Source organism: Streptococcus mitis, from assembly GCF_047465045.1.
GTDB classification, from domain to species: domain Bacteria; phylum Bacillota; class Bacilli; order Lactobacillales; family Streptococcaceae; genus Streptococcus; species Streptococcus mitis_DT.
In genome coordinates this window covers 13,478-38,083 of the sequence record NZ_JASHAR010000009.1, presented here as the reverse complement: position 1 = coordinate 38,083, position 24,606 = coordinate 13,478, and the positions used below count along the sequence as shown (strand labels likewise).

Sequence of the window (24,606 nt, the reverse complement as noted above, 5' to 3'; positions counted from 1 at the left end):
AAATGAAAAAAAGATACCTAGTCTTGACAGCCTTGCTAGCCTTGAGTCTAGCAGCTTGTTCACAAGAAAAAGCAAAAAATGAAGATGGCGCAGCTAAGACAGAACAAACAGCTAAAGCTGATGGAACAGTCGGAAGCAAGTCTCAAGGAGCTGCTCAGAAAAAAGCAGAAGTGGTTAATAAAGGAGACTACTACAGCATCCAAGGGAAATACGATGAAATCATCGTAGCCAATAAACACTACCCATTGTCAAAAGACTACAATCCAGGGGAAAATCCAACAGCCAAGGCTGAGTTGGTCAAACTCATCAAAGCGATGCAAGAGGCAGGTTTCCCAATTAGTGACCATTATAGTGGTTTTAGAAGTTATGAAACTCAGACCAAGCTCTATCAAGATTATGTCAACCAAGATGGGAAGGCAGCAGCTGACCGTTATTCTGCTCGACCTGGCTATAGCGAACACCAGACAGGTTTAGCCTTTGATGTGATTGGGACAAATGGTGATTTGGTGACAGAAGAAAAAGCGGCCCAATGGCTCTTGGACCATGCAGCTGATTATGGCTTTGTTGTCCGTTATCTCAAAGGTAAAGAAAAAGAAACAGGCTATATGGCTGAAGAATGGCACCTTCGTTATGTCGGAAAAGAAGCAAAAGAAATTGCAGAGAGTGGTCTCAGTTTGGAAGAATACTACGGATTTGAAGGCGGAGATTACGTCGATTAATACTCTTCGAAAATCTCTTCAAACCACGTCAGCGTCGCCTTACCGTACTCAAGTACAGCTTGCGGCTAGCTTCCTAGTTTGCTCTTTGATTTTCATTGAGTATAAAAAATAAACTTTTCTCTTGCAATTCTAGATAAATAGTGTATAATAGATAGGTATGTGTAAAGCATACTTGTGGGAGGTAAAAATCTCTAATTACCGCCAAAACCACAAAGGAGGATTTAAAAATGGCTAAAAAAGTCGAAAAACTTGTAAAATTGCAAATCCCTGCTGGTAAAGCTACACCAGCTCCACCGGTTGGACCTGCTCTTGGTCAAGCTGGTATCAACATCATGGGATTCACAAAAGAGTTCAACGCTCGTACAGCTGACCAAGCTGGTATGATCATTCCAGTTGTTATCTCAGTTTACGAAGATAAATCATTTACTTTCATCACTAAAACACCACCAGCTGCTGTTCTTTTGAAAAAAGCTGCAGGTGTTGAAAAAGGATCAGGTACACCTAACAAAACTAAAGTTGCTACAGTTACTCGTGCACAAGTACAAGAAATTGCAGAAACTAAGATGCCAGATTTGAACGCAGCAAACGTAGAGTCTGCAATGCGTATGATCGAAGGTACTGCTCGTTCTATGGGATTCACTGTTGTTGACTAATCAATAACACCCCCAATATAACCCGCAAGACTTCATCATTTCGAGAAGTGACGTGGGAGATGAAAATCGATTGAACCACTTACAAGGAGAATAGAAAATGGCTAAAAAAAGCAAACAACTTCGTGCTGCTCTTGAGAAAATCGACAGCACAAAAGCATACAGCGTAGAAGAAGCTGTAGCACTTGCAAAAGAAACTAACTTTGCAAAATTTGATGCAACTGTAGAAGTTGCTTACAACTTGAACATCGACGTTAAAAAAGCTGACCAACAAATCCGTGGAGCAATGGTATTGCCAAACGGTACTGGTAAAACTTCACGCGTTCTTGTTTTTGCACGTGGTGCAAAAGCTGAAGAAGCAAAAGCTGCTGGTGCAGACTTTGTTGGTGAAGATGACCTTGTTGCTAAAATCAACGACGGTTGGTTGGACTTCGACGTAGTTATCGCTACACCTGACATGATGGCTCTTGTTGGACGTCTTGGGCGTGTCCTTGGACCACGTAACTTGATGCCAAACCCTAAAACTGGTACTGTAACAATGGATGTTGCTAAAGCAGTTGAAGAGTCTAAAGGTGGTAAAATTACTTACCGTGCAGACCGTGCAGGTAACGTTCAAGCAATCATCGGTAAAGTATCATTTGAAACTGAAAAATTGGTTGAAAACTTCAAAGCTTTCAACGAAACAATCCAAAAAGCAAAACCAGCTACAGCTAAAGGAACTTACGTAACAAACTTGACTATCACAACTACTCAAGGTGTTGGTATCAAAGTTGACGTAAACTCACTTTAATCAGTAGTTTATATCAGAGAACGAGTACGAAAGTGCTCGTTTTTTTGGTACGGCGAGTATGTCGTTCATCTGAGATGTAAGTACTCCGTGGTTACCATCTACTAGTGAACCTATATGAGTAAACTACGTGAGCAATTGATACTCTTCAAAAATCAAATTCAAACTACGTCAGCGTCGGCTTGTCGTACTTAAGTACTGCCTGCGCCTAGCTTTCTAGTTTGCTCTTTGATTTTTATTGAGTATGAATTCGAACTAGAGAGGTAATAATAAATTTATGCTATAGTCATGGTGGCTTGTATGCGTTTGATTATAGTTCATCAAAAACTAGATTAGAATTGTTAGATAATATCATTTTATGTTATAATGAAGAAAAAACAGAGGTGTTCAAATGTCAGAAGCAGGTCATAAGTTTTTAGCAAAATTGGGAAAAAAGCGCTTACGTCCAGGTGGAAAACGTGCCACAGATTGGTTAATTGCAGAAGGAGGATTTTCAAAAGAAAAGAGAATACTAGAGGTTGCGTGTAATAGGGGAACTACAGCAATTGAGTTGGCACAGCGTTTTGGTTGTAAGATAACTGCTGTTGATATGGATGCTCAAGCTTTAGAAGTGGCTAAAAAATCTGCTGAAACGGCAGGTGTTGGGCATCTAATCAGATTTGAAAGAGCAAATGCAATGAAACTTCCTTATGAAGGTGCTAGTTTTGATATTGTTATAAATGAAGCTATGCTGACTATGCAAGCCGATCAAGCTAAGAAAAAATGTGTAATGGAGTATCTAAGGGTTTTAAAACCTGAAGGTCTTCTTTTGACACATGATGTGCTTCTTAAGGAAGCTAAAGAGTCTATCAGACAGGAATTGTCACAAGCAATTCATGTAAATGTAGGTCCTTTAACTCAAGATGGTTGGGAACAGGTGATGATAGAATCAGGTTATCGTGATGTGAAAGTATTGACTGGTGAAATGACATTAATGAAATTATCAGGTATGATTTATGACGAAGGTTGGCTAGGAACTTTGAAAATTTGTGTAAATGCTTGTAAAAAGGAGAATAGAAAGCAATTTTTAACGATGTATAAAATGTTTGCTAAGAATAAACAGAAACTGGGCTTTATTGCGATGGCTAGTTATAAATCGTCAAATCGTTAGATAATTATTGAAGTTAACTTTTCCTTTTTTCTTTCTTAAAAAATATGCTATAATAGAGAGTAAAAAACTTTGAAAGAAAGAAAAAGATGAATTTAAAAGATTACATTGCAACAATTGAAAATTATCCAAAGGAAGGTATCACCTTCCGTGATATCAGTCCTTTGATGGCTGATGGAAATGCTTATAGCTACGCTGTTCGTGAAATTGTTCAGTATGCTACTGACAAGAAAATCGATATGATCGTAGGGCCTGAGGCTCGTGGATTTATCGTGGGTTGTCCAGTTGCCTTTGAGTTGGGAATTGGTTTTGCGCCTGTTCGTAAGCCAGGTAAATTGCCACGCGAAGTCATTTCTGCTGACTATGAAAAAGAGTACGGGGTTGATACCTTGACTATGCATGCTGACGCCATCAAGTCAGGTCAACGAGTTCTTATCGTGGATGACCTCTTGGCAACAGGTGGAACTGTTAAGGCAACTATCGAGATGATTGAAAAACTTGGTGGTGTTGTAGCAGGTTGTGCCTTCCTTGTTGAATTGGATGAATTGAACGGCCGTGAAAAAATCGGTGACTACGATTACAAGGTTCTTATGCATTATTAATGAAAAACAGTCCCTAGGGCTGTTTTCTCTACATTAGGATATAAAAATAGACTATAGCTAGTTAGAGAAAAACTATAATTGAAAACTATATCTTCTTGCAGTATAATAAAAGGACTAAGTGTTTGAGATTTGGCTTCAAACATATGCAATTATTCCTGAAAGAGTACAGTTAGGAGAGGGTTATGCCGATTCGAATTGATAAAAAATTACCAGCTGTTGAGATTTTACGGACAGAGAACATCTTTGTCATGGATGATCAACGTGCGGCCCACCAAGATATCCGTCCCTTGAAGATTTTAATCTTAAATCTCATGCCACAGAAAATGGTCACAGAGACCCAGTTGTTGCGCCATTTGGCGAATACGCCCTTGCAACTGGATATTGATTTTCTTTATATGGAAAGCCACCGTTCTAAGACAACTCGTTCAGAGCACATGGAGACCTTTTATAAAACTTTTCCTGAAGTTAAGAACGAGTATTTTGATGGGATGATTATCACGGGTGCTCCAGTTGAGCATTTACCATTTGAGGAAGTGGACTATTGGGAGGAATTCAGTCAGGTGCTTGAGTGGTCTAAGACTCATGTCTATTCGACCCTTCATATCTGTTGGGGTGCTCAGGCGGGACTCTATCTGCGTTATGGGGTTGAAAAATACCAGATGGACAATAAGTTATCAGGTATTTATCCTCAGGATACTCTAAAAGAGGGTCACCTTCTCTTTAGAGGTTTTGATGATAGCTATGTATCACCTCATTCACGGCACACGGAGATTTCTAAGGAAGAGGTCTTAAACAAAACCAATCTCGAGATTTTATCAGAAGGACCTCAGGTTGGGGTTTCGATTTTGGCCAGTCGTGATTTACGAGAAATTTATAGTTTTGGGCATTTGGAATATGACCGTGATACCTTGGCAAAAGAGTATTTTAGGGATCGTGACGCAGGTTTAGACCCACATATTCCAGAAAATTACTTTAAGGATGACGATGTTAATCAGACACCTTGTCTTTGTTGGTCTTCATCAGCAGCCCTCTTTTTCAGTAACTGGGTAAACTATGCAGTCTATCAGGAAACCCCTTTTGACTGGAGAAAAATAGAAGATGATGCATCTGCTTTTGGGTATTTATAAGAGGAATTATGACATATTTAGACGCTTTTAAATCAGGGAACTTGGTTTTACCGAGTGCCCTGCTCTTGCATTTTAAGGAACTCTTTCCTTCTAGCGACGATTTTCTGGTCTGGCAATTTTTCTATTTGCAAAATACGACAGGTTTGGATGAAATGTCGCCAAGCCAGATTGCTGAAAGGATTGGTAAGGAAATTTCGGATGTCAATCAGGCCATTTCCAATCTGACGGAGAGGGGACTGCTTCAGTATCGTACTATCGAATTAAATGGCGAAATCGAATTGCTTTTTGATGCTAGTTTGGCATTGGAACGTTTGGATAATTTGCTTGGAGCTGCTCATTCAAGTTCAGACCAGTTGACACCTCAAAATCAGCTTAAGAATTTGGTGGAAACTTTCCAGCAGGAGTTGGGACGCTTGTTGACTCCTTTTGAGATTGAGGATTTGACTAAGACACTAAAGGAAGATGGAACCAGTGCTGACTTGATTAAGGAGGCTCTTCGTGAAGCGGTTTTGAATGGAAAACCAAACTGGAAGTATATCCAGGCCATTTTGAGAAATTGGCGCCATGAAGGCATCAAAAGTGTGGCTCAAATAGAGGCCAAGCGGGCAGAGAGAGAAGCAAGCAATCCTCAGTTGACACAGGTATCGGCAGATTTTAGAAATGCTATGGATCTCTGGAAGGATTGATCGTTACAAGCAGGCTTGAAATCCGAGTAAGATTTGCAAGCTGTGTATAATTGTGATAAAATAAGTAGAAAATAAATTGAAAAAAGAGGTATGTGAAATGTCACGTAAACCATTTATCGCTGGTAACTGGAAAATGAACAAAAATCCAGAAGAAGCTAAAGCATTCGTTGAAGCAGTTGCATCAAAACTTCCTTCATCAGATCTTGTTGAAGCAGGTATCGCAGCTCCAGCTCTTGATTTGACAACGGTTCTTGCAGCTGCAAAAGGTTCAAACCTTAAAGTTGCTGCTCAAAACTGCTACTTTGAAAATGCAGGTGCTTTCACTGGTGAAACAAGCCCACAAGTTTTGAAAGAAATCGGTACTGACTACGTTGTTATCGGTCACTCAGAACGCCGTGACTACTTCCACGAAACTGACGAAGATATCAACAAAAAAGCAAAAGCAATCTTTGCAAACGGTATGCTTCCAATCATCTGTTGTGGTGAGTCACTTGAAACTTATGAAGCTGGTAAAGCTGCTGAATTCGTAGGTGCTCAAGTATCTGCTGCATTGACTGGATTGACTGCTGAACAAGTTGCTGCATCAGTTATCGCTTACGAGCCAATCTGGGCTATCGGTACTGGTAAATCAGCTTCACAAGACGACGCACAAAAAATGTGTAAAGTTGTTCGTGACGTTGTAGCTACTGACTTTGGTCAAGAAGTTGCGGACAAAGTTCGTGTTCAATACGGTGGTTCTGTTAAACCTGAAAACGTTGCTTCATACATGGCTTGCCCAGACGTTGACGGTGCCCTTGTTGGTGGTGCGTCACTTGAAGCTGAAAGCTTCTTGGCATTGCTTGACTTTGTAAAATAATCGACTCTTTATCAACATTATTGGGTTGAAGAAAAGCTAAAATCGAGAAAGGACAAATATCGTCCTTTCTTTTTTCTACTAAAGCAGAAAATGTAGACAACTTTATCCGAACTCTTCCTGGTGGTTATAACATGGAGATGAACCAAGACTCCAGCAATATTTCCCTCGAGCAAAAACAACTCTTGACCATCGTGCGTGCTCTCCTAGACAATCCTAAAATTCTCATTTTGGATGAAGCGACTTCCTCTATTGATACCCGTTTGGAACTCTTGATTCAAAAAATCACGAAACGATTTATGAAAGGAAGGAACAGCTTTGTCATTGCACACCGCCTTTCGACCATTCAAGAAGCAAATAAGATTCTCGTTCTTAAGGATGGACAGATTATTTAGCAGGGAAATCACGAAAGTGTACTCCAAGCGAAAGGTTTTTTATTATGATCTTTACCATAGCCAATTTTCAAGCCAATCTGATTAAATCAGCTAATAAAATAATGTCAAACTTTTCTTAAATTATCAGTCTATTGCAACTTTTCTCATGTGAGTCATTTGGCTTGCTATTTGTTTTCCTTAGTAGTATACTAAGGTAGTAATCATTAAGAAGTGGTTACAAATAATAATGAATGAGGTAAAATAAAATGGTAGAATTGAAAAAAGAAGCAGTAAAAGACGTAACATCATTGACAAAAGCAGCGCCAGTAGCATTGGCAAAAACAAAGGAAGTCTTGAACCAAGCTGTTGCTGATTTATACGTAGCCCACGTTGCCTTGCACCAAGTGCACTGGTACATGCGTGGTCGTGGTTTCCTTGTATGGCATCCAAAAATGGATGAATACATGGACAGCCTTGATGGCTATCTTGACGAAATCAGCGAACGCTTGATTACACTTGGTGGCAGCCCATTCTCTACTTTGACAGAATTCCTTCAACATAGTGAAATCGAAGAAGAAGAAGGAGAATTCCGTAGTGTTGAAGAAAGCTTGGAACGTGTCCTAGATGTTTATCGTTATCTCATCACTCTGTTCCAAAAAGCTTTGGATGTTACTGATGAAGAAGGTGATGATGTGACAAACGATATCTTTGTTGGTGCTAAAGCTGAACTTGAGAAAACGGTTTGGATGCTTGCGGCAGAACTTGGACAAGCACCTGGTTTGTAAGATAAATGCATCCCTTTCTATCATGAGTTTCTGTATCACTACTCATGATAAACTATCTTTTAAAAATCATGTAGCAGACAAAGTTACATGATTTTTTCTTTGCTTCTCCGGCGACTCATTTGTCAAAATGCTGATTTTAAGGTATAATAGTTGCTGTTCGAGAAATTTTGATTTTCAAAGAATAGTGAATGATGATAAGGAGAAACCATGAACAACTTACCAAATTGCCCAAAATGTAACTCAGAGTATGTCTACGAAGACGGTGCCCTACTGGTTTGCCCAGAGTGTGCTTATGAGTGGAATCCTGCTGAAGTTGCAGATGTAGAAGAGGGCCTTGTTGCTATCGATGCCAACGGGAATAAATTGGCTGACGGTGATACTGTAACCCTCATCAAGGACTTGAAAGTAAAAGGTGCGCCAAAAGATTTGAAACAAGGGACGCGCGTGAAAAATATCCGCATCGTAGAAGGCGACCACAATATCGACTGTAAAATTGATGGCTTCGGTGCCATGAAACTCAAATCAGAGTTTGTGAAGAAAATTTAAGCATGTCAAAGCACTACAAACTTGTATTTTATAGCCGTATCTTCTTGTTTCTAGCGGTTTTTACGGGAGTTTATCTTGAAATCGCCAAGCATGGTGGATTTGGGATGCTTCTCTATTACACTGTTCTGTCCAACCTTTTAGTCGCGATTTTTACGCTCTATCTCCTAAAGGTTATGAGCCGTTTAGGTGTAAACTGGCAAAGGCCAAGTCTCTTGCGCTTAAAAGGTGGGGTCACCATGAGTATCATGATTACCTGTGTGATTTACCATTTCCTTTTAGCGCCCATTGCGACTAATTTCTATACCCTAGAAAATTTCCTTTGCCACTATATCGTTCCCCTCTGGTTTTTAGCAGATACCCTCTTTTTTGACAAACAGGGTCAATACAAGATTTGGGACCCAATTGTGTGGACGATTTTACCCTTGCTGTATATGATTTTTGCTCTTTTTAATGGCTTGGTATTGAAACTTGATGTTCCTAATTCTAAGGTCAGTCCCTTCCCGTACTTCTTTTTGAATGTGAACAAGGGTTGGGATGTCGTGTTCAAGTGGTGTCTGATTATCTTTGTTGCTTATATGGTGGCAGGATTTATCTTCTACTTTATTAAGCAAATCAAGAGAAAATCATCCTAAGACACAAGGGATTCATTTTCGAGTTTAAGAAGGAGTCTGTACACTAAAGAGGCTTCTTCTTTTCTTGCTTGTTTGATGACTATCAAAAAAGTAGAAGATTAAGAGAAATATAGAAAGAGATTTCATGAAACAATTTTTAGAACGGGCCAGTATTTTGGCTCTCTCCCTCGTTTTGATTACGTCCTTTTCCATCTCGAGTGCCCTGCCAGCCATGTTTGACTATTATCAAGGTTATCCTAAGGAACAAATTGAGCTCTTGGCGAGCTTGCCTTCCTTTGGAATCATGATTATGTTATTACTAAATGGTTTCTTAGAAAAAATATTTCCTGAGCGCTTACAGATCAGTTTGGGATTGCTGATTTTATCACTAAGTGGAACTGCTCCCTTTTGGTACCAAGCTTATCCTTTTGTCTTTGGAACACGGATTCTTTTTGGTTTAGGTGTTGGGATGATCAATGCCAAGGCCATTTCTATTATCAGTGAACGCTATCAAGGAAAAACGAGAATTCAGATGTTAGGGCTACGCGGTTCTGCAGAGGTCGTTGGGGCTTCTCTCATTACCTTGGCAGTCGGCCAATTGTTGGCCTTTGGTTGGACAGCTACTTTCTTAGCTTATAGTGCTGGATTTTTAGTTCTGATCCTTTATCTGCTCTTTGTACCTTATGGAAAAGAAAAGAAAGAAGTCAAGAAAAAAACGAAGGAAGCAAGTCGCTTAACTCGGGAAATGAAGGGCTTGATTTTTATCTTAGCTATTGAAGCGGCAGTTGTAGTTTGTACCAATACAGCCATTACCATCCGTATTCCAAGTTTGATGGTGGAAAGAGGACTTGGAGATGCCCAGTTATCTAGTTTTGTTCTTAGTGTCATGCAGTTGATAGGGATTGTGGCTGGTGTGAGTTTCTCTTTCTTGATTTCTATCTTTAAAGAGAAATTGCTCCTATGGTCTGGAATTACTTTTGGCTTAGGGCAAATTGTGATTGCCTTGTCTCCATCCTTGTGGGTGGTAGTGGCAGGGAGTATTCTAGCCGGTTTTGCCTACAGTGTAGCCTTGACGACGGTCTTTCAACTTGTCTCTGAACGAATTCCAGCTAAACTCCTCAATCAAGCGACTTCATTTGCTGTATTAGGCTGTAGTTTCGGAGCCTTTACGACCCCATTTGTTCTAGGTGCAATTGGGTTACTAACTCACAATGGCATGTTGGTCTTTGCCATTTTAGGCTCATGGTTGATTGTAACCTCTATCTTTGTCATGTACCTACTTCAAAAGAGAGCTTAGGATTGGTTTCCTAAGTTTTTCTTTTTGTGAATTTTGTACCCAGACAATATTTGATTTAGACCCTTGTTTACAGATTATTTTCTTGATAAAATAGAAGTTATGACGAGATATAAAGCAACTATTTCCTATGATGGTTACGCCTTTTCTGGTTTTCAGCGCCAGCCTCATGCGCGTAGCGTTCAGGAAGAAATTGAAAAAACCTTGACCAGGTTAAATAAAGGGCAAGTCATTACTGTTCACGGTGCTGGTAGGACAGATAGTGGGGTTCATGCTCTGGGACAGGTTATTCATTTTGATCTACCTTATCAGATGGATGAGGAGAAGCTCCGTTTTGCTTTGGACACCCAGTCTCCTGAAGATATTGATGTGATTTCGATTGAGCTTGTGGCGGATGATTTTCATTGCCGTTATGCCAAGCATAGCAAGACCTATGAGTTTATTGTGGATAGGGGACGTCCCAAGAATCCTATGCGCCGTCACTATGCCACTCACTTTCCCTATCCACTCGATGTGGAACGCATGCAGATTGCAATCAAAAAGTTAGAGGGAACTCATGATTTTACCGGTTTTACAGCCTCTGGGACTAGTGTAGAGGATAAGGTTCGCACCATCACAGAAGCTAGTTTAGCAGTTGATGAGACAGGTCAGTTTTTGACCTTTACCTTTTCAGGAAATGGTTTCTTGTATAAGCAGATTCGCAATATGGTGGGGACACTGCTTAAAATCGGCAATAACCGCATGCCAGTAGAGCAGATTGACCTAATCTTGGAGAAAAAGGACAGGCAGCTTGCAGGTCCCACTGCAGCACCAAATGGTCTATATTTAAAGGAGATTCGTTATGAAGAATAATCGTATTTTAGCACTTTCTGGAAATGATATTTTTAGTGGTGGTGGCCTGTCAGCTGATTTGGCTACCTATACCTTGAACGGCTTGCATGGCTTTGTAGCAGTGACTTGTTTGACAGCCTTGACAGAAAAAGGATTTGAAGTCTTTCCAACTGACGATACCATTTTTCAACATGAATTAGATAGCTTGCGTGATGTGGAGTTTGCAGGAATTAAGATTGGTCTTCTCCCTACTGTCAGTGCGGCTGAGAAGGCATTGGACTTTATCAAGCAACGCCCAGGAGTGCCTGTGGTTCTGGACCCTGTCTTGGTCTGCAAGGAAACACACGACGTAGCAGTTAGTGAACTCTGCCAAGAGTTGATTCGCTTTTTCCCTCATGTCAGTGTGATTACACCTAATCTTCCTGAAGCAGAATTACTAGCAGATCAAGAGATTAAAACCCTTGAAGATATGAAAGCTGCAGCGCAGAAATTGCATGACTTAGGAGCGCCAGCAGTCATCATCAAGGGAGGCAATCGCCTTAGTCAGGACAAGGCTGTAGATGTCTTTTATGATGGACAAAACTTTACAGTCCTAGAAAATCCCGTCATTCAAGGGCAAAATGCTGGCGCAGGTTGTACCTTTGCCTCTAGCATTGCCAGTCACTTGCTTAAAGGTGATGAACTTTTATCAGCAGTAGAAAGCTCGAAGGCTTTCGTTTACCGTGCCATTGCACAAGCAGATCAGTATGGAGTAAGACAATATGAAGCAAACCAAAACCACTAAAATTGCCCTTGTATCCCTATTAACCGCCCTTTCTGTGGTTCTAGGTTATTTCTTAAAAATCCCGACACCGACAGGCATTCTAACTCTTTTAGATGCGGGTGTCTTCTTTACGGCCTTTTACTTTGGTAGTCGTGAAGGGGCTGTAGTAGGAGGATTAGCAGGTTTCTTGATTGACCTCTTATCAGGCTATCCTCAGTGGATGTTCTTTAGCTTGCTCAACCATGGCTTGCAGGGATTTTTCGCAGGATTTAAAGGAAAAACTCAGTGGTTAGGCCTTATCTTAGCAACGATTGCCATGGTAGGGGGTTACGCCTTGGGTTCTACATTGATGAATGGCTGGGCAGCAGCCCTACCAGAAATCCTACCAAACTTCATGCAAAATATGGTAGGGATGATTGTAGGATTTATACTTAGTCAAAGTATCAAGAAGATTAAGTAAAGAGGCTGAGTAAAAAGTTTTTCAAATAAGAAAAACGCATAGTATCAGGTGTTGAAAAACCTTGATACTATGCGTTTTATTGTGGGAAGATTTTCGAAGAATGTTAATCAAAATAAAGTAAGTCTTTGCTGGTGCTTGTAAAGAGGTCAAAGCCATCCTTGGTAACAACACCGCAGTCTTCAATACGAACACCGACTTTACCAGGGATATAGATACCTGGTTCAACAGAGAAGCACATGCCTTCTTCGATGACCATGTCGTTTCCTTCCATGATAGATGGGAATTCGTGGACATCCATACCGATACCGTGACCAAGACGGTGGTTGAAGTACTCACCGTAACCAGCTTTTTCGATGACCTCACGGGCAGCGCGGTCCACTTCATGGGCAGTCACACCTGGTTTGATAAAGTCAAGAGCAGCTTGTTGGGCTTCAAGAGTCAAGTTGTAAATGTCTTTCTTGAATTGGTCTGGTTTACCGACAGCGACTGTACGAGTCATATCTGACGCATAGCCGTTGACTAGAACACCAAGGTCAAAGAGGAGAAGAGCATTATTTTCAACCTTATTTGCTGCTGGAATGCCGTGTGGATTTGCAGCATTATCACCTGTCAAGACCATGGTGTCAAAGCTCATTTCATAGCCTTCACGTTTCATAGCAAAGTCAATTTGAGCGATGATATCTGTCTCAGTCTTATCAAGAGAAATATTGTCAAAACCAACCTTAACTGCCTTGTCAGCATAGAGACCTGCAACCATCATTTTTTGCACTTCGTCAGCTGATTTGATGAGGCGCATGCGTTGGATACGAGGAGTGAGGTTGTTAAACTCAGCAGTTTCAAAAACTGTTTTCAAGCCATGATATTTGGTCAAGATGAGATTGTCAAACTCAACAGCGACACGTTTGAAGTCAAGTTGTGGAAGAGCATGTTTCATTTTTTGCCATGGATTTTCAGAGTCCACATAGCCCACAACTGGGAAGGAAACAGTGCTGCTCGCACGCTCCACTTCAAGGGCTGGGACAAAAAGGAGGGGTTCCTGATCCGCTAGGACAAAAAGGAACATTTGGCGTTCATGGGGATCACTGTAAAAGCCAGTGAGGTAATTGATTGTGACGGGGTCAGATACGACAGCGACGTCTAGTTTTTCTGATTCAAGATATGTTACGATTTGTTGTAATTTAGACATATGCTACCTTCTTTCTACCCCTCTATTTTGGCAAAAAATGAGAGAAAATGCAAGGGAGAAGGGTAAAAGAACAGACAAAAAGAACTCCGACAAGATAACGGAGTTCTTTGATATCATTTTCCTTTGTTTAAGAAAAGTCAGCCTTGCTTTTGACATCACTGTATTCTTCAGCGATTTCTTGGCTGAGAATGTCCTCATAAGCAGGGAGTTGAATGTCCTGACCATATTTCTTCTTGAGGGCAGTAGTGACTAGGCGATAAGCTAGATTGGCATTACGAGAGAGGATAGGCCCGTGGAAGTAGGAACCAAAGACATTCTTATAATGAACACCTTCGCCGACTTTTTCTTCGTTATTTCCATTTCCATAGACAACCTGTCCCAGCGGTTTTTGATCATCTGAGAGGAAGGTACGGCCCTGATGATTTTCAAAACCATAGTAGGTTTCATCGAAATCTTCATTGTGAATCTTGATGTCCCCGATAAAACGGTTATTGGTCTGGTTGAGCGTGTAGTGGCCCATGACCCCTAGTCCTTCGATGCGTCTCCCTGAAGCTTCAACATAATATTGGCCCAATAGTTGGAAACCACCGCAGATAGCCAGAACCACACCGTCGTTTTGGATGTAGTTGTCAATGCTCTCTTTTTTAGCAGGTAGGTCGTCTGCAATGATACTCTGTTCAAAGTCTTGACCACCACCGAAAAAGGCAATGTCGTAGTGATTTTCATCAAAGTTATCATGGAGAGAAACGATGTCAACCGTCACATGGGCTCCCAGTTTTTCAGCCACATACTTGAGCATGAGGATGTTTCCATTGTCCCCATAGGTATTCATGAGATTTCCGTAGAGGTGGGCAATGTTGAGCTGATAGGGGTAATTGCCAGCTTTTGAGGAAAGTGAAGTATAAACCATTAGTTCATCTCCTTTCTAACAATCTGACGACTAGCCAGCAGTTCGCGGAATTCAAGCATAGCAGTATAGGTAGCTAGAATATAAGCATGCTTGCAGTCTTGGTTCTCAATGGTCTTAAGAACTTGCTCCAGACTACTTGTTTCAGTAATTTTATCAGCTGGATAGCCAGTTACTCGTAGACGACGTGCGATTTCAGAATGGCGAACACCGCCAGCGTTGATTTCGGGAATGTCCATGTCAGTGATTTGTTCAAAATCAGCATCCCAGATCCAGCTGGTGTCAATTCCATCTGCATAGTTGGCATTTAGGAGGACAGATAGGCTAAATGGATAAGGAGCTAGTTTAATCATCTCGATAGCTTGGGTCGCACCGACTGGATTTTTAATCAAGACGAGGGTGCATTCCTTGTCACCGATATGGAAGGTTTCCTGGCGTCCAAAGACAGCACGACTCTTATCAAATCCCTGCTTGATTAGTTGGGAATCTGCGCCGAGGAAACGGGCGATAGCCACAGCAGCTAGGGCGTTGTAGATGTTGTAAAGTCCACCGATTTGGATGCCGTATTCTTGGCCGTCAATGACAAAGCGAGAGCGATTGTTGGTTAACTCAACTAGTTCTGTCAAGCGATAGTCGAGATCAGGACGTTTACATCCGCAACTTTCACAGATATAGGCACCCAAGTTTGCATAGGTATTATGCTCATATTTGAGGATTCCTTGGCAGTCAGGGCAGAGGATTCCTTCGGTATTATAGTGAGCCAGCTGGGCTGGACCTTTCTCCAAGTCAAAACCAAAATACTCTACAGGATTTGGAATAGCTGGCTTGTAGAAAAGTGGACTGTCTCCATTAAGGAGAACAGTAGCCGTAGGTACCTTACGAATAGCATCCAAAATCATTTTGTAAGTTGTGTAAATCTCACCATAGCGGTCCATCTGGTCACGGAATATATTCGTGATGACAAAAAGGCTTGGCTGGATATAGTCACAGATACGAGATAGACTGGCTTCATCGATTTCTAGAACGGCAATATTTTTCCCAGTTTTAGAAGATTTGGCTGTTAAGAAGGTTGTCGCAATCCCTGTAATCATGTTGGCACCGCTTGGGTTGGTCAGAACTTGACCATAAACCTCTTTTAAAATACCGACAGTGAGGGCGGTTGTCAAGGTTTTTCCGTTGGTTCCAGTGATCACGACAATCTCGTAGTTCTTAGCTAGGTTTTGTAAAATATCTTTATCAAATTGAAGGGCAAGTTTTCCTGGAAGCGTACTCCCTCGGCCAAGATGGCTCAAAACGAAGTGGGAAGAACGCCCAGCAAGAAGGCCCAAAGTAGTTTTTAATTTCATGTTTCTATTATATCATAAAAGAGGGAAAAGACAGATTTGATACTCAATGAAAATCAAAGAGCAAACTAGGAAGCTAGCCGCAGGCTGTACTTGAGTACGGCAAGGTGAAGCTGACGTGGTTTGAATTTGATTTTCGAAGAGTATGAGATTTCGCAGAAATGAAAACAGCCCTCAGAGGGCTGTTAGATATGATTAAATCTCAACTTAAATCGCAAACAAGTCATTCAAGTTCTCAGCCAAGGTTGGGTGAGTGAAGATTTGTTTTGTGAAGTAAGTGTAAGGAATTTTGTTGTCCATAGCAACAGTGATGATGTTGATGATTTCTTGAGAACCTTCTGAGAAGATGCTTGCTCCAAGAATTTCTTTTGTTTCAGTATTAACAACAGCTTTGAAAGCTCCGCGAAGGTCTCCGTTTACGTGACCACGAGGCATTACGGCAACAGGAATTTCCTTAACGGCGTATGGAAGTTTCAAATCAGCTGCTTGGCTTTCAGTCAAACCAACTTGTGAAAGTGCAGGTGTGATAAACATGGTGTTCGGTACATTGAGACGGTCTTCAAGTGTGTAGCTTCCATCACCAGCAAGGTAACTGTAAACAACACGGAAGTCATCAAGTGAAATATAAGTAAATTGAGGGCCACCGTTGACATCTCCAACTGCAAAGACACCAGGAACGTTTGTTTGACAATGTTTGTCTACTTTAATAGCGCCACGTTCAGTTAGTTCAATATCTGTATTTTCAAGTTGAAGTGGTTCTACGTTTGGTTTACGTCCTGTTGCGTAGAGAAGGGCATCGAAACGGTAAGTTTCGTTTTCAGTCACGACAAGCACTTGGTCACCGTCGTTTTTGATTTCAGTAGTACGGATATTTTGAAGCAATTCAATACCGTCTTCTTCCATGTATTGTTTAGCAAGAGCTGCGATGGAAGGTTCTGCACGAGGAAGGAAAGTATCCAAGGCATCTAGGACTGTAACCTTGCTTCCAAGTTTGTTGTATAGGCCGGCAAATTCAAGACCGATATTTCCACCACCAAGGACTCCAAGGTTTTCAGGTAATTTGTCCAAGTTTTGGATACCTGTTGAGTCAAAGACGTTTTTGCTTGTAGCAAGTCCAGGGATTGGCAAGACGTTTGAAACAGCACCAGTGTTGATGACGATTGTTTCAGCAGTCAGTTCTTTCTTTTCATCACCAGCTTGGATTTCGATGACTTTATTTGAAAGGAAGTGAGCTTCCGCATCAAAGATATCGACGCCTGTACCAGCAACAGTCGCATAGTTTTTACCGTTGAGGCGACTAGTGATAGTGTTTTTGGTAGCAATCACTTCTTCAAAAGACAAGTCTTTCTCAGCAGCAACTAGCAAAGTTTTAGTTGGGATACAACCGATGTTGATACAAGTTCCACCGTACATAGCTTTGCTACGTTCAATGAGGGCAACTTTTTTGCCAGCTGAAGCCAATTTACCAGCTAGTGTTTTACCAGCTTTACCAAATCCGATAACGATTAAATCATAAGTTAACATTTAGAGTTCCTCCTATTCGAATTTCATTCTAGCACAAGAAAAAAACTTTTGCACAATTCTGCTACGCTTTAAAAAAGTTTATGAAATAGTGGAAATTTCATCCTTATTTTCTCTGAAAAATCGTTTACATGAGTTTATCGATGGATTGGGCTATCTTTTGCTCTGTTCTTGTGTTATACTAGATAGGTTGCAAAGAAAACAGTACTTTTCTTTTGTGGAAAAGAAGCAACACGATTTTGTATCCAGTATATGAAAATACGTCATAAAAAGAAAAGTATAAACTAAGCCCTATAGGGTGGCTTCGCACCACCTTTAGAAAGAAGAATAACGTGAAATTTAATGAATTAAACTTGTCTGCTGATTTGCTAGCAGAGATTGAAAAAGCTGGTTTTGTAGAAGCCAGTCCGATCCAAGAACAAACTATTCCCTTGGCCCTTGAAGGCAAGGACGTTATCGGTCAAGCTCAGACTGGTACAGGAAAAACTGCAGCCTTTGGCTTGCCTACTCTTGAAAAAATTCGTACAGAAGAAGCGACCATTCAAGCCTTGGTCATCGCTCCAACTCGTGAACTCGCTGTCCAAAGTCAAGAAGAACTCTTCCGCTTTGGTCGCAGTAAGGGAGTCAAGGTTCGCTCAGTATATGGTGGATCAAGCATTGAAAAACAAATTAAGGCTCTTAAATCTGGTGCCCATATCGTGGTGGGAACACCTGGTCGCCTTTTGGACTTGATTAAACGCAAGGCCTTGAAATTACAAGACATTGAAACTCTTATCCTTGACGAAGCGGATGAAATGCTCAACATGGGCTTCCTTGAAGACATTGAAGCTATCATTTCTCGTGTCCCTGAAAGCCGTCAAACCTTACTTTTCTCAGCAACTATGCCAGATGCCATCAAACGTATCGGTGTTCAGTTTATGAAAGAACCTGAGCATGTGAAGATTGCTGCTAAGGAATTGACAACAGAATTGGTTGATCAATACTATATCCGTGTTAAAGAACAAGAAAAATTTGATACTATGACTCGTCTTATGGATGTGGAACAGCCTGAGCTTGCTATCGTATTTGGTCGTACCAAACGTCGTGTAGATGAATTGACTCGTGGTTTGAAAATCCGTGGCTTCCGTGCAGAAGGAATTCATGGAGACCTAGACCAAAACAAACGTCTTCGTGTCCTTCGTGACTTCAAAAACGGCAATCTAGATGTTTTGGTTGCAACAGACGTGGCAGCGCGTGGTTTGGATATTTCAGGTGTAACTCATGTCTATAATTACGATATTCCACAAGATCCTGAAAGTTATGTTCACCGTATCGGTCGTACAGGTCGTGCTGGTAAATCAGGTCAATCGATTACCTTTGTTGCTCCAAACGAAATGGGTTACCTTCAAATTATTGAAAACTTGACTAAGAAGCGCATGAAAGGTCTTAAACCTGCAAGTGCAGAAGAAGCCTTCCAAGCTAAGAAACAGGTTGCACTCAAGAAAATCGAACGTGATTTTGCAGATGAGACAATCCGTGGCAACTTTGAGAAATTTGGTAAGGATGCTCGCAAGTTGGCTGCTGAATTTACTCCAGAAGAATTGGCCATGTATATCTTGAGTCTGACTGTCCAAGATCCAGATAGCCTTCCTGAAGTGGAGATTGCGCGTGAAAAACCACTGCCATTTAAACCATCAGGTAATGGCTTCGGTGGTAAAGGTAAGGGAGGTCGTCGTGGAGATGACCGTCGTGATCGCGAACGCCGTGGCAATGGTCGCCGTGATGATTTCAAAAACGGCAGTCGTGGAAATGATCGTTATGATAAGGAAAAACGTTATCGTAAGGATAATAAAAAACCACGCAATACTTCAAGTGAAAAGCAAACAGGCTTTGTTATTCGTAACAAGGGCGATAAATAAGAAAAAGCGGTTCAAAACGAATCGCTTTTTTATATAAGGAGACCGAATGGAAAAAGAAAGATAAATAAAATAGATATATTATCTTCTTGTAATATTATAATACACAAAAATAAGGGGCTTGTCAATAGAAAAGAAGCAATTTAATTAAAAATATTCTTGTTTTTTCAAATTGCAATTAAATAAGCAATTTTCAGATAATAATTGAAAATTCAAGCTGTTTATGTTATAATGATAGCGATTAAATTCGAGGTGAAAAATGGCACATTTATTAGAAAAAACTAGAAAAATTACTTCTATCCTGAAGCGCTCAGAGGAGCAGTTGCAGGAAGAACTTCCCTACAATGCGATTACCCGTCAATTGGCAGATATTATTGACTGTAACGCCTGTATCGTCAATAGCAAGGGACGTCTCCTTGGTTATTTTATGCGTTACAAAACCAATACAGATCGTGTAGAGCAGTTCTTCCAAACTAAGATTTTCCCAGATGACTACATTCAAGGTGCGAACATGATCTACGATACAGAAGCCAATCTGACAGTTGATCATGATTTAAGTATTTTCCCTGTGGAAAGTCGTGCCGACTTTCCAGATGGTTTGACGACTATTGCACCGATTCATGTATCAGGGATTCGACTTGGTTCTTTGATTATTTGGCGCAATGATAAAAAATTCGAAGACGAGGACTTGATTCTTGTTGAGATTGCGAGTACCGTTGTTGGAATTCAACTCCTTAATTTCCAGCGTGAAGAAGATGAGAAAAATATCCGTCGCCGTACTGCTGTTACCATGGCGGTTAATACCCTTTCTTACTCCGAACTCCGTGCTGTTTCAGCAATTTTAGGGGAATTAAATGGAAATGAAGGGCAGTTGACTGCGTCTGTGATTGCAGACCGTATCGGAATCACTCGTTCTGTGATTGTCAATGCCCTTCGTAAACTTGAGTCTGCAGGGATTATTGAAAGTCGCTCACTTGGAATGAAGGGAACCTACCTTAAGGTTTTGATTTCAGATATTTTTGAAGAAGTGAAGAAAAGAGATTACTAATGACTAAGGCTTTGATTTCGATTGATTATACAGAAGATTTTGTTGCTGATAGTGGGAAGTTGACAGCAGGTGCTCCAGCTCAGGCGATTTCGGAAGCTATTAGCAAGGTGACTCGGTTGGCTTTTGAAAGAGGAGATTACATCTTCTTTACCATCGATGCTCATGAAGAAAACGATTGTTTCCATCCAGAAAGTAAATTATTTCCTCCTCATAATTTGATTGGGACTAGTGGGCGTAATTTATACGGAGATTTGGGAACCTTTTATCAAGAGCATGGTTCAGACAGTCGTGTCTTTTGGATGGATAAACGCCATTACTCAGCATTTTCAGGGACTGACCTGGATATCCGCTTGAGAGAGCGTAGAATTTCAACAGTTATCTTAACAGGAGTCTTGACGGATATCTGTGTCCTGCATACAGCTATAGATGCCTATAATCTAGGGTATGACATCGAGATTGTTAAACCAGCCGTTGCTTCCATCTGGCCTGAAAATCATCAATTTGCCCTAGGTCATTTCAAAAACACACTTGGAGCTAAGTTAGTAGATGAAAATCTAAATGAACTTTCTGAGTAATTTGGTTGATGAAATGAAAAAAATTGAAAAAAAGTGTTGACAAGCATCCCAAAAGTTGATATACTAGTAAAGTAATCGACGCGGGGATGGCGGAATTGGCAGACGCGCAGGACTAAGGATCCTGTGACCGCTTTAGGTCGTGAGGGTTCAAGTCCCTCTCTCCGCATAGGATAAGAGTTAGCTGAGGCTAGCTCTTTTTTTATCTAATTTACGTAGAGCAAAAAATTTTTGCTCTTTTTTTGGATTTCATAAACATTTCATATTTGGATTTTATAATAGTCTTACAAATATGGAGGTGACAAATGAATCCGATCCAAAGAGCTTGGGCTTATGTCAGTAGAAAACGACTGAGAAGTTTTATTTTATTTCTGATTTTATTGGTCCTATTGGCTGGAATTTCAGCCTGTTTGACTCTGATGAAGTCCAACAAAACAGTGGAAACCAATCTTTACAAATCGCTCAACACATCTTTTTCTATTAAGAAGATAGAAAATGGACAGACTTTTAAGTTGTCGGACTTATCATCCGTGAGCAAGATTAAGGGGCTGGAAAATGTCTCTCCTGAACTTGAGACGGTCGCAAAACTGAAAGACAAGGAAGTAGTGACTGGTGAGCAGAGCGTAGAACGTGATGACTTGTCAGCTGCGGACAAGAACTTGGTTAGCTTAACGGCTCTTGAGGATTCATCCAAAGATGTGACCTTTACTAGCTCGGCTTTCAACCTAAAAGAAGGTCGACACCTCCAAAAAGGAGATTCCAAGAAAATCCTTATCCACGAAGAGTTGGCCAAGAAGAACGGTCTTTCTCTTCATGACAAGATTGGCTTGGATGCTGGTCAGTCCGAATCTGGTAAAGGGCAAATAGTAGAGTTTGAGATTGTCGGCATTTTTGCTGGTAAGAAACAAGAGAAATTTACAGGTTTGTCTTCTGACTTCAGTGAAAATCAGGTCTTTACAGACTATGAAAGTAGCCAGACCCTTCTGGGAAATAGTGAAGCTCAAGTCAGTGCAGCGCGCTTCTATGTAGAAAATCCTAAGGAAATGGACGGACTCATGAAGCAGGTGGAAAACTTGGCCTTGGAAAATCAAGGCTACCAAGTTGAGAAGGAAAACAAGGCCTTTGAACAAATCAAAGACTCAGTTGCAACCTTCCAAACCTTCCTAACCATCTTCCTTTATGGGATGTTGATAGCAGGAGCAGGGGCCTTAATTCTTGTTTTGTCTCTCTGGTTGAGAGAAAGGGTCTACGAAGTGGGAATTTTACTTGCACTTGGGAAAGGCAAGAGCTCGATCTTCCTACAATTCTGTTTAGAGGTAGTTTTGGTGTCGCTTGGAGCTTTGCTTCCAGCATTTGTTGCAGGAAATGCCATCACATCCTACCTACTCCAAACTCTACTAGCAAGTGGAGATCAGGCAGCCCTACAAGACACGCTAGCCAAAGCAAACAGTTTATCAACTAGTATCTTATCTTTTGCAGAATCCTATGTTTTTCTAGTTCTGCTTAGTTGCTTGTCTGTAGCCCTTTGTTTCCTATTTTTATTTAGAAAATCGCCTAAGGAAATTTTATCATCTATTAGTTAATACTCTTCGAAAATCAAATTTAAACCGTGTCAGCTTTATCTGCAACCTCAAAGCTGTGCTTTGAGCAACCTGCGGCTAGCTTCCTAGTTTAATCTTTGATTTTCATTGAGTATAAGAAGGAGAAATCATGACTTTATTACAATTACAAGATGTTACCTATCGTTATAAGAACACTGCTGAAGCAGTCCTATATCAGATCAATTATAATTTTGAACCCGGGAAATTTTACAGTATTATTGGTGAGTCAGGAGCAGGAAAATCCACACTCTTGTCCCTACTTGCTGGTCTAGATAGTCCTGTTGAAGGTTCTATCCTTTTTCAAGGAGAGGATATTCGTAAGAAGGGCTATTCTTACCATCGCATGCACCATATTTCCCTGGTCTTTCAAAATTATAACTTGATAGATTATCTTTCTCCACTGGAAAATATCCGCTTGGTCAACAAAAAGGCAAGCAAGGATACACTGCTTGAGCTTGGTTTGGATGAAAGTCAGATCAAGCGGAATGTTCTCCAGTTATCAGGTGGTCAACAGCAACGTGTGGCCATTGCGCGCAGTTTGGTATCAGAAGCTCCAGTTATTCTCGCGGATGAGCCAACGGGAAATCTGGACCCTAAAACTGCTGGAGATATTGTCGAACTGCTCAAATCACTTGCCCAGAAAACAGGTAAATGTGTCATCGTCGTCACCCACAGTAAAGAAGTGGCACAGGCGTCAGATATTACACTTGAATTGAAGGATAAGAAACTGACTGAAACTCGCAATACGACGAAATAATATGAGCTTTTCTGTTAGAATTATAAGAAAGAACAAAATCTAGAAAGGGAACCTATGTTACACAACGCATTTGCCTATGTTACAAGGAAGTTTTTCAAATCGATTGTCATCTTCCTGATTATTCTCCTCATGGCGAGCTTAAGTTTGGTCGGCTTGTCGATTAAGGGAGCTACTGCCAAGGCTTCTCAGGAGACCTTTAAAAATATCACCAATAGCTTCTCCATGCAAATCAATCGTCGCGTTAATCAAGGAACGCCTCGTGGTGCTGGGAATATTAAGGGTGAAGATATCAAAAAAATCACTGAAAACAAGGCCATCGAGTCTTATGTGAAACGTATCAACGCTATCGGAGATTTGACTGGATATGAACTTATCGAAACGCCAGATACCAAGAAAAATCTAACACCTGACCGTGCTAAACATTTTGGAAGTAGCTTGATGATTACAGGTGTCAATGACTCCTCTAAAGAAGACAAGTTTGTCTCGGGCTCTTATAAATTGGTTGAAGGAGAGCACTTAACAAACGACGACAAGGACAAGATCCTCCTGCACAAGGACTTGGCAGCCAAACACGGCTGGAAAGTCGGGGATAAGGTCAAACTAGACTCCAATATCTACGATGCAGACAATGAAAAAGGAGCCAAGGAAACAGTCGAAGTGACAATCAAGGGACTCTTTGATGGTCACAATAAGTCGGCAGTAACCTACTCACAAGAACTATACGAGAACACAGCTATCACAGACATCCATACAGCTGCTAAACTATATGGTTATACAGAAGACACAGCTATTTATGGGGACGCAACCTTCTTTGTAACAGCGGACAAGAACTTGGATGATGTTATGAAAGAGTTGAATGGCATCAGTGGTATCAACTGGAAGAGCTATACTTTAGTTAAGAGCTCCTCTAACTACCCAGCTCTTGAGCAATCCATTTCTGGTATGTACAAGATGGCCAATCTCCTCTTCTGGGGTAGCTTGAGTTTCTCAGTTCTTCTCCTTGCCCTCTTACTCAGCCTTTGGATCAATGCCCGTCGCAAGGAAGTGGGTATTCTCCTCTCTATTGGTCTCAAGCAGGCAAGTATCTTGGGTCAATTCATCACTGAATCCATCGTGATTGCCATCCCTGCTCTTGTTTCTGCTTACTTCTTAGCTACTTACACAGCGCGTGCAATCGGAAATACTGTTCTTGCCAATGTCACTTCAGGTGTTGCCAAGCAAGCCAGCAAGGCTGCTCAAGCCTCCAACCTTGGTGGTGGTGCAGAAGTAGATGGCTTTAGCAAGACCTTGTCGAGCCTAGATATTTCCATTCAGACATCAGACTTTATCATCGTCTTTGTCCTTGCCTTGGTTCTAGTGGTTCTCGTTATGGCGCTTGCTTCAAGCAATCTCCTTAGAAAACAACCAAAAGAACTCTTGCTGGATAGCGAATAACAAACTTGCTACCTATTCTCTCCTAAATGGGGTATAATATAGGTAGCATTTTTATCTGTTTTGTCTTGGTAAATCCTCTGTTTATCAGGATGAAAGCAAGTTGCTTT

At 41.0% G+C, this 24,606-nt stretch carries 25 protein-coding genes, 1 tRNA gene and 1 pseudogene; 23 read left to right on the top strand and 4 right to left on the bottom strand.

Annotated elements, in window-relative coordinates; all coding sequences use genetic code 11:
* Positions 1–2: 2 nt before the first annotated feature.
* The 16 genes and pseudogenes from ldcB to QM409_RS06190 all read left to right on the top strand — a co-directional run bounded on the left by ldcB (position 3) and on the right by QM409_RS06190 (position 12,235).
* Complete coding sequence (gene ldcB / locus QM409_RS06265; RefSeq protein WP_414304584.1) at positions 3–719, top strand: LD-carboxypeptidase LdcB/DacB; 717 nt, start codon at positions 3–5, stop codon at positions 717–719.
* Between the two features lie 227 nt (positions 720–946).
* Positions 947–1,372, top strand: coding sequence for a 50S ribosomal protein L11 (gene rplK, locus QM409_RS06260; RefSeq protein ID WP_001085807.1), 426 nt, complete (start codon positions 947–949; stop codon positions 1,370–1,372).
* A gap of 97 nt (positions 1,373–1,469) precedes the next feature.
* Positions 1,470–2,159, top strand: a complete 690-nt coding sequence (gene rplA / locus QM409_RS06255) for a 50S ribosomal protein L1 (protein ID WP_001085679.1) — start codon at positions 1,470–1,472, stop codon at positions 2,157–2,159.
* Positions 2,160–2,547: 388 nt separating this feature from the next.
* Positions 2,548–3,306, top strand: coding sequence for a class I SAM-dependent methyltransferase (locus tag QM409_RS06250; RefSeq protein WP_261082283.1), 759 nt, complete (start codon positions 2,548–2,550; stop codon positions 3,304–3,306).
* An 86-nt stretch (positions 3,307–3,392) separates the two neighbouring features.
* Positions 3,393–3,905 carry an adenine phosphoribosyltransferase gene (locus QM409_RS06245; protein ID WP_049492387.1) on the top strand — a complete coding sequence of 171 codons (513 nt, stop codon included), beginning with the start codon at positions 3,393–3,395 and terminating at the stop codon, positions 3,903–3,905.
* Positions 3,906–4,087: 182 nt separating this feature from the next.
* A complete protein-coding gene (gene metA / locus QM409_RS06240) occupies positions 4,088–5,032 on the top strand; it encodes a homoserine O-acetyltransferase MetA (protein ID WP_261067262.1) in 945 nt (314 codons plus the stop codon).
* Between the two features lie 8 nt (positions 5,033–5,040).
* On the top strand, positions 5,041–5,718 hold the full coding sequence (locus tag QM409_RS06235; RefSeq protein WP_084886660.1) for a DnaD domain-containing protein: 678 nt from the start codon (positions 5,041–5,043) through the stop codon (positions 5,716–5,718).
* 97 nt (positions 5,719–5,815) lie between these two features.
* On the top strand, positions 5,816–6,574 hold the full coding sequence (gene tpiA / locus QM409_RS06230; protein ID WP_261015752.1) for a triose-phosphate isomerase: 759 nt from the start codon (positions 5,816–5,818) through the stop codon (positions 6,572–6,574).
* Positions 6,575–6,648: 74 nt separating this feature from the next.
* Positions 6,649–7,051 (top strand): annotated as a pseudogene (locus tag QM409_RS06225) (ATP-binding cassette domain-containing protein); the annotation flags it as partial.
* A gap of 160 nt (positions 7,052–7,211) precedes the next feature.
* The gene (locus QM409_RS06220) at positions 7,212–7,730 is read left to right on the top strand and encodes a Dps family protein (protein WP_049510669.1); all 519 of its coding nucleotides are present in this window, start codon (positions 7,212–7,214) and stop codon (positions 7,728–7,730) included.
* 207 nt (positions 7,731–7,937) lie between these two features.
* Complete coding sequence (locus QM409_RS06215; protein WP_001061596.1) at positions 7,938–8,276, top strand: zinc ribbon domain-containing protein YjdM; 339 nt, start codon at positions 7,938–7,940, stop codon at positions 8,274–8,276.
* 2 nt (positions 8,277–8,278) lie between these two features.
* Positions 8,279–8,908, top strand: coding sequence for a Pr6Pr family membrane protein (locus tag QM409_RS06210; RefSeq protein WP_414305326.1), 630 nt, complete (start codon positions 8,279–8,281; stop codon positions 8,906–8,908).
* A gap of 124 nt (positions 8,909–9,032) precedes the next feature.
* The gene (locus QM409_RS06205) at positions 9,033–10,184 is read left to right on the top strand and encodes an MFS transporter (RefSeq protein WP_023946242.1); all 1,152 of its coding nucleotides are present in this window, start codon (positions 9,033–9,035) and stop codon (positions 10,182–10,184) included.
* Between the two features lie 99 nt (positions 10,185–10,283).
* A complete protein-coding gene (gene truA / locus QM409_RS06200) occupies positions 10,284–11,033 on the top strand; it encodes a tRNA pseudouridine(38-40) synthase TruA (protein ID WP_229294627.1) in 750 nt (249 codons plus the stop codon).
* A complete protein-coding gene (locus QM409_RS06195; protein WP_414305327.1) occupies positions 11,023–11,796 on the top strand; it encodes a bifunctional hydroxymethylpyrimidine kinase/phosphomethylpyrimidine kinase in 774 nt (257 codons plus the stop codon). The genes truA and QM409_RS06195 overlap by 11 nt, the downstream gene beginning before the upstream one ends.
* Positions 11,774–12,235: an ECF transporter S component gene (locus QM409_RS06190; protein ID WP_084928284.1), complete on the top strand. Its 462-nt coding sequence runs from the start codon at positions 11,774–11,776 to the stop codon at positions 12,233–12,235. The genes QM409_RS06195 and QM409_RS06190 overlap by 23 nt, the downstream gene beginning before the upstream one ends.
* 103 nt (positions 12,236–12,338) lie before the next feature.
* Here the strand turns inward: QM409_RS06190 and QM409_RS06185 are convergent, their stop codons facing one another.
* The 4 genes from QM409_RS06185 to QM409_RS06170 all read right to left on the bottom strand — a co-directional run bounded on the left by QM409_RS06185 (position 12,339) and on the right by QM409_RS06170 (position 17,195).
* On the bottom strand, positions 12,339–13,421 hold the full coding sequence (locus QM409_RS06185) for a M24 family metallopeptidase (RefSeq protein WP_033686812.1): 1,083 nt from the start codon (positions 13,419–13,421) through the stop codon (positions 12,339–12,341).
* A gap of 127 nt (positions 13,422–13,548) precedes the next feature.
* Positions 13,549–14,331, bottom strand: a complete 783-nt coding sequence (gene gatD / locus QM409_RS06180) for a lipid II isoglutaminyl synthase subunit GatD (RefSeq protein WP_049499586.1) — start codon at positions 14,329–14,331, stop codon at positions 13,549–13,551.
* Positions 14,331–15,674 (bottom strand): lipid II isoglutaminyl synthase subunit MurT, encoded by a 1,344-nt coding sequence (gene murT, locus QM409_RS06175; protein WP_414305328.1) that lies wholly within the window; start codon positions 15,672–15,674, stop codon positions 14,331–14,333. The genes gatD and murT overlap by 1 nt, the downstream gene beginning before the upstream one ends.
* Before the next feature lie 204 nt (positions 15,675–15,878).
* Positions 15,879–17,195 (bottom strand): FAD-containing oxidoreductase, encoded by a 1,317-nt coding sequence (locus QM409_RS06170; RefSeq protein ID WP_414305329.1) that lies wholly within the window; start codon positions 17,193–17,195, stop codon positions 15,879–15,881.
* A 329-nt stretch (positions 17,196–17,524) separates the two neighbouring features.
* On the opposite strand from QM409_RS06170, the gene QM409_RS06165 reads away from it, so the two are divergent.
* The 7 genes from QM409_RS06165 to vex3 all read left to right on the top strand — a co-directional run bounded on the left by QM409_RS06165 (position 17,525) and on the right by vex3 (position 24,499).
* Positions 17,525–19,090 carry a DEAD/DEAH box helicase gene (locus QM409_RS06165; protein ID WP_414305330.1) on the top strand — a complete coding sequence of 522 codons (1,566 nt, stop codon included), beginning with the start codon at positions 17,525–17,527 and terminating at the stop codon, positions 19,088–19,090.
* 256 nt (positions 19,091–19,346) lie between these two features.
* Entirely contained in the window at positions 19,347–20,135 is a 789-nt protein-coding gene (gene codY / locus QM409_RS06160; RefSeq protein ID WP_000940738.1) for a GTP-sensing pleiotropic transcriptional regulator CodY, read from the top strand.
* Positions 20,135–20,710, top strand: a complete 576-nt coding sequence (locus QM409_RS06155; protein WP_057487095.1) for a cysteine hydrolase family protein — start codon at positions 20,135–20,137, stop codon at positions 20,708–20,710. Before codY ends, QM409_RS06155 begins: the two co-directional genes overlap by 1 nt.
* An 80-nt stretch (positions 20,711–20,790) precedes the next feature.
* Positions 20,791–20,876, top strand: a tRNA-Leu gene (locus tag QM409_RS06150).
* Positions 20,877–21,012: 136 nt separating this feature from the next.
* On the top strand, positions 21,013–22,290 hold the full coding sequence (locus QM409_RS06145) for an ABC transporter permease (protein ID WP_254753930.1): 1,278 nt from the start codon (positions 21,013–21,015) through the stop codon (positions 22,288–22,290).
* Positions 22,291–22,417: 127 nt separating this feature from the next.
* The gene (vex2, locus tag QM409_RS06140) at positions 22,418–23,065 is read left to right on the top strand and encodes an ABC transporter ATP-binding subunit Vex2 (protein WP_000173751.1); all 648 of its coding nucleotides are present in this window, start codon (positions 22,418–22,420) and stop codon (positions 23,063–23,065) included.
* A gap of 54 nt (positions 23,066–23,119) precedes the next feature.
* Positions 23,120–24,499 (top strand): ABC transporter permease subunit Vex3, encoded by a 1,380-nt coding sequence (vex3, locus tag QM409_RS06135; RefSeq protein WP_024057460.1) that lies wholly within the window; start codon positions 23,120–23,122, stop codon positions 24,497–24,499.
* Positions 24,500–24,606: the final 107 nt, after the last annotated feature.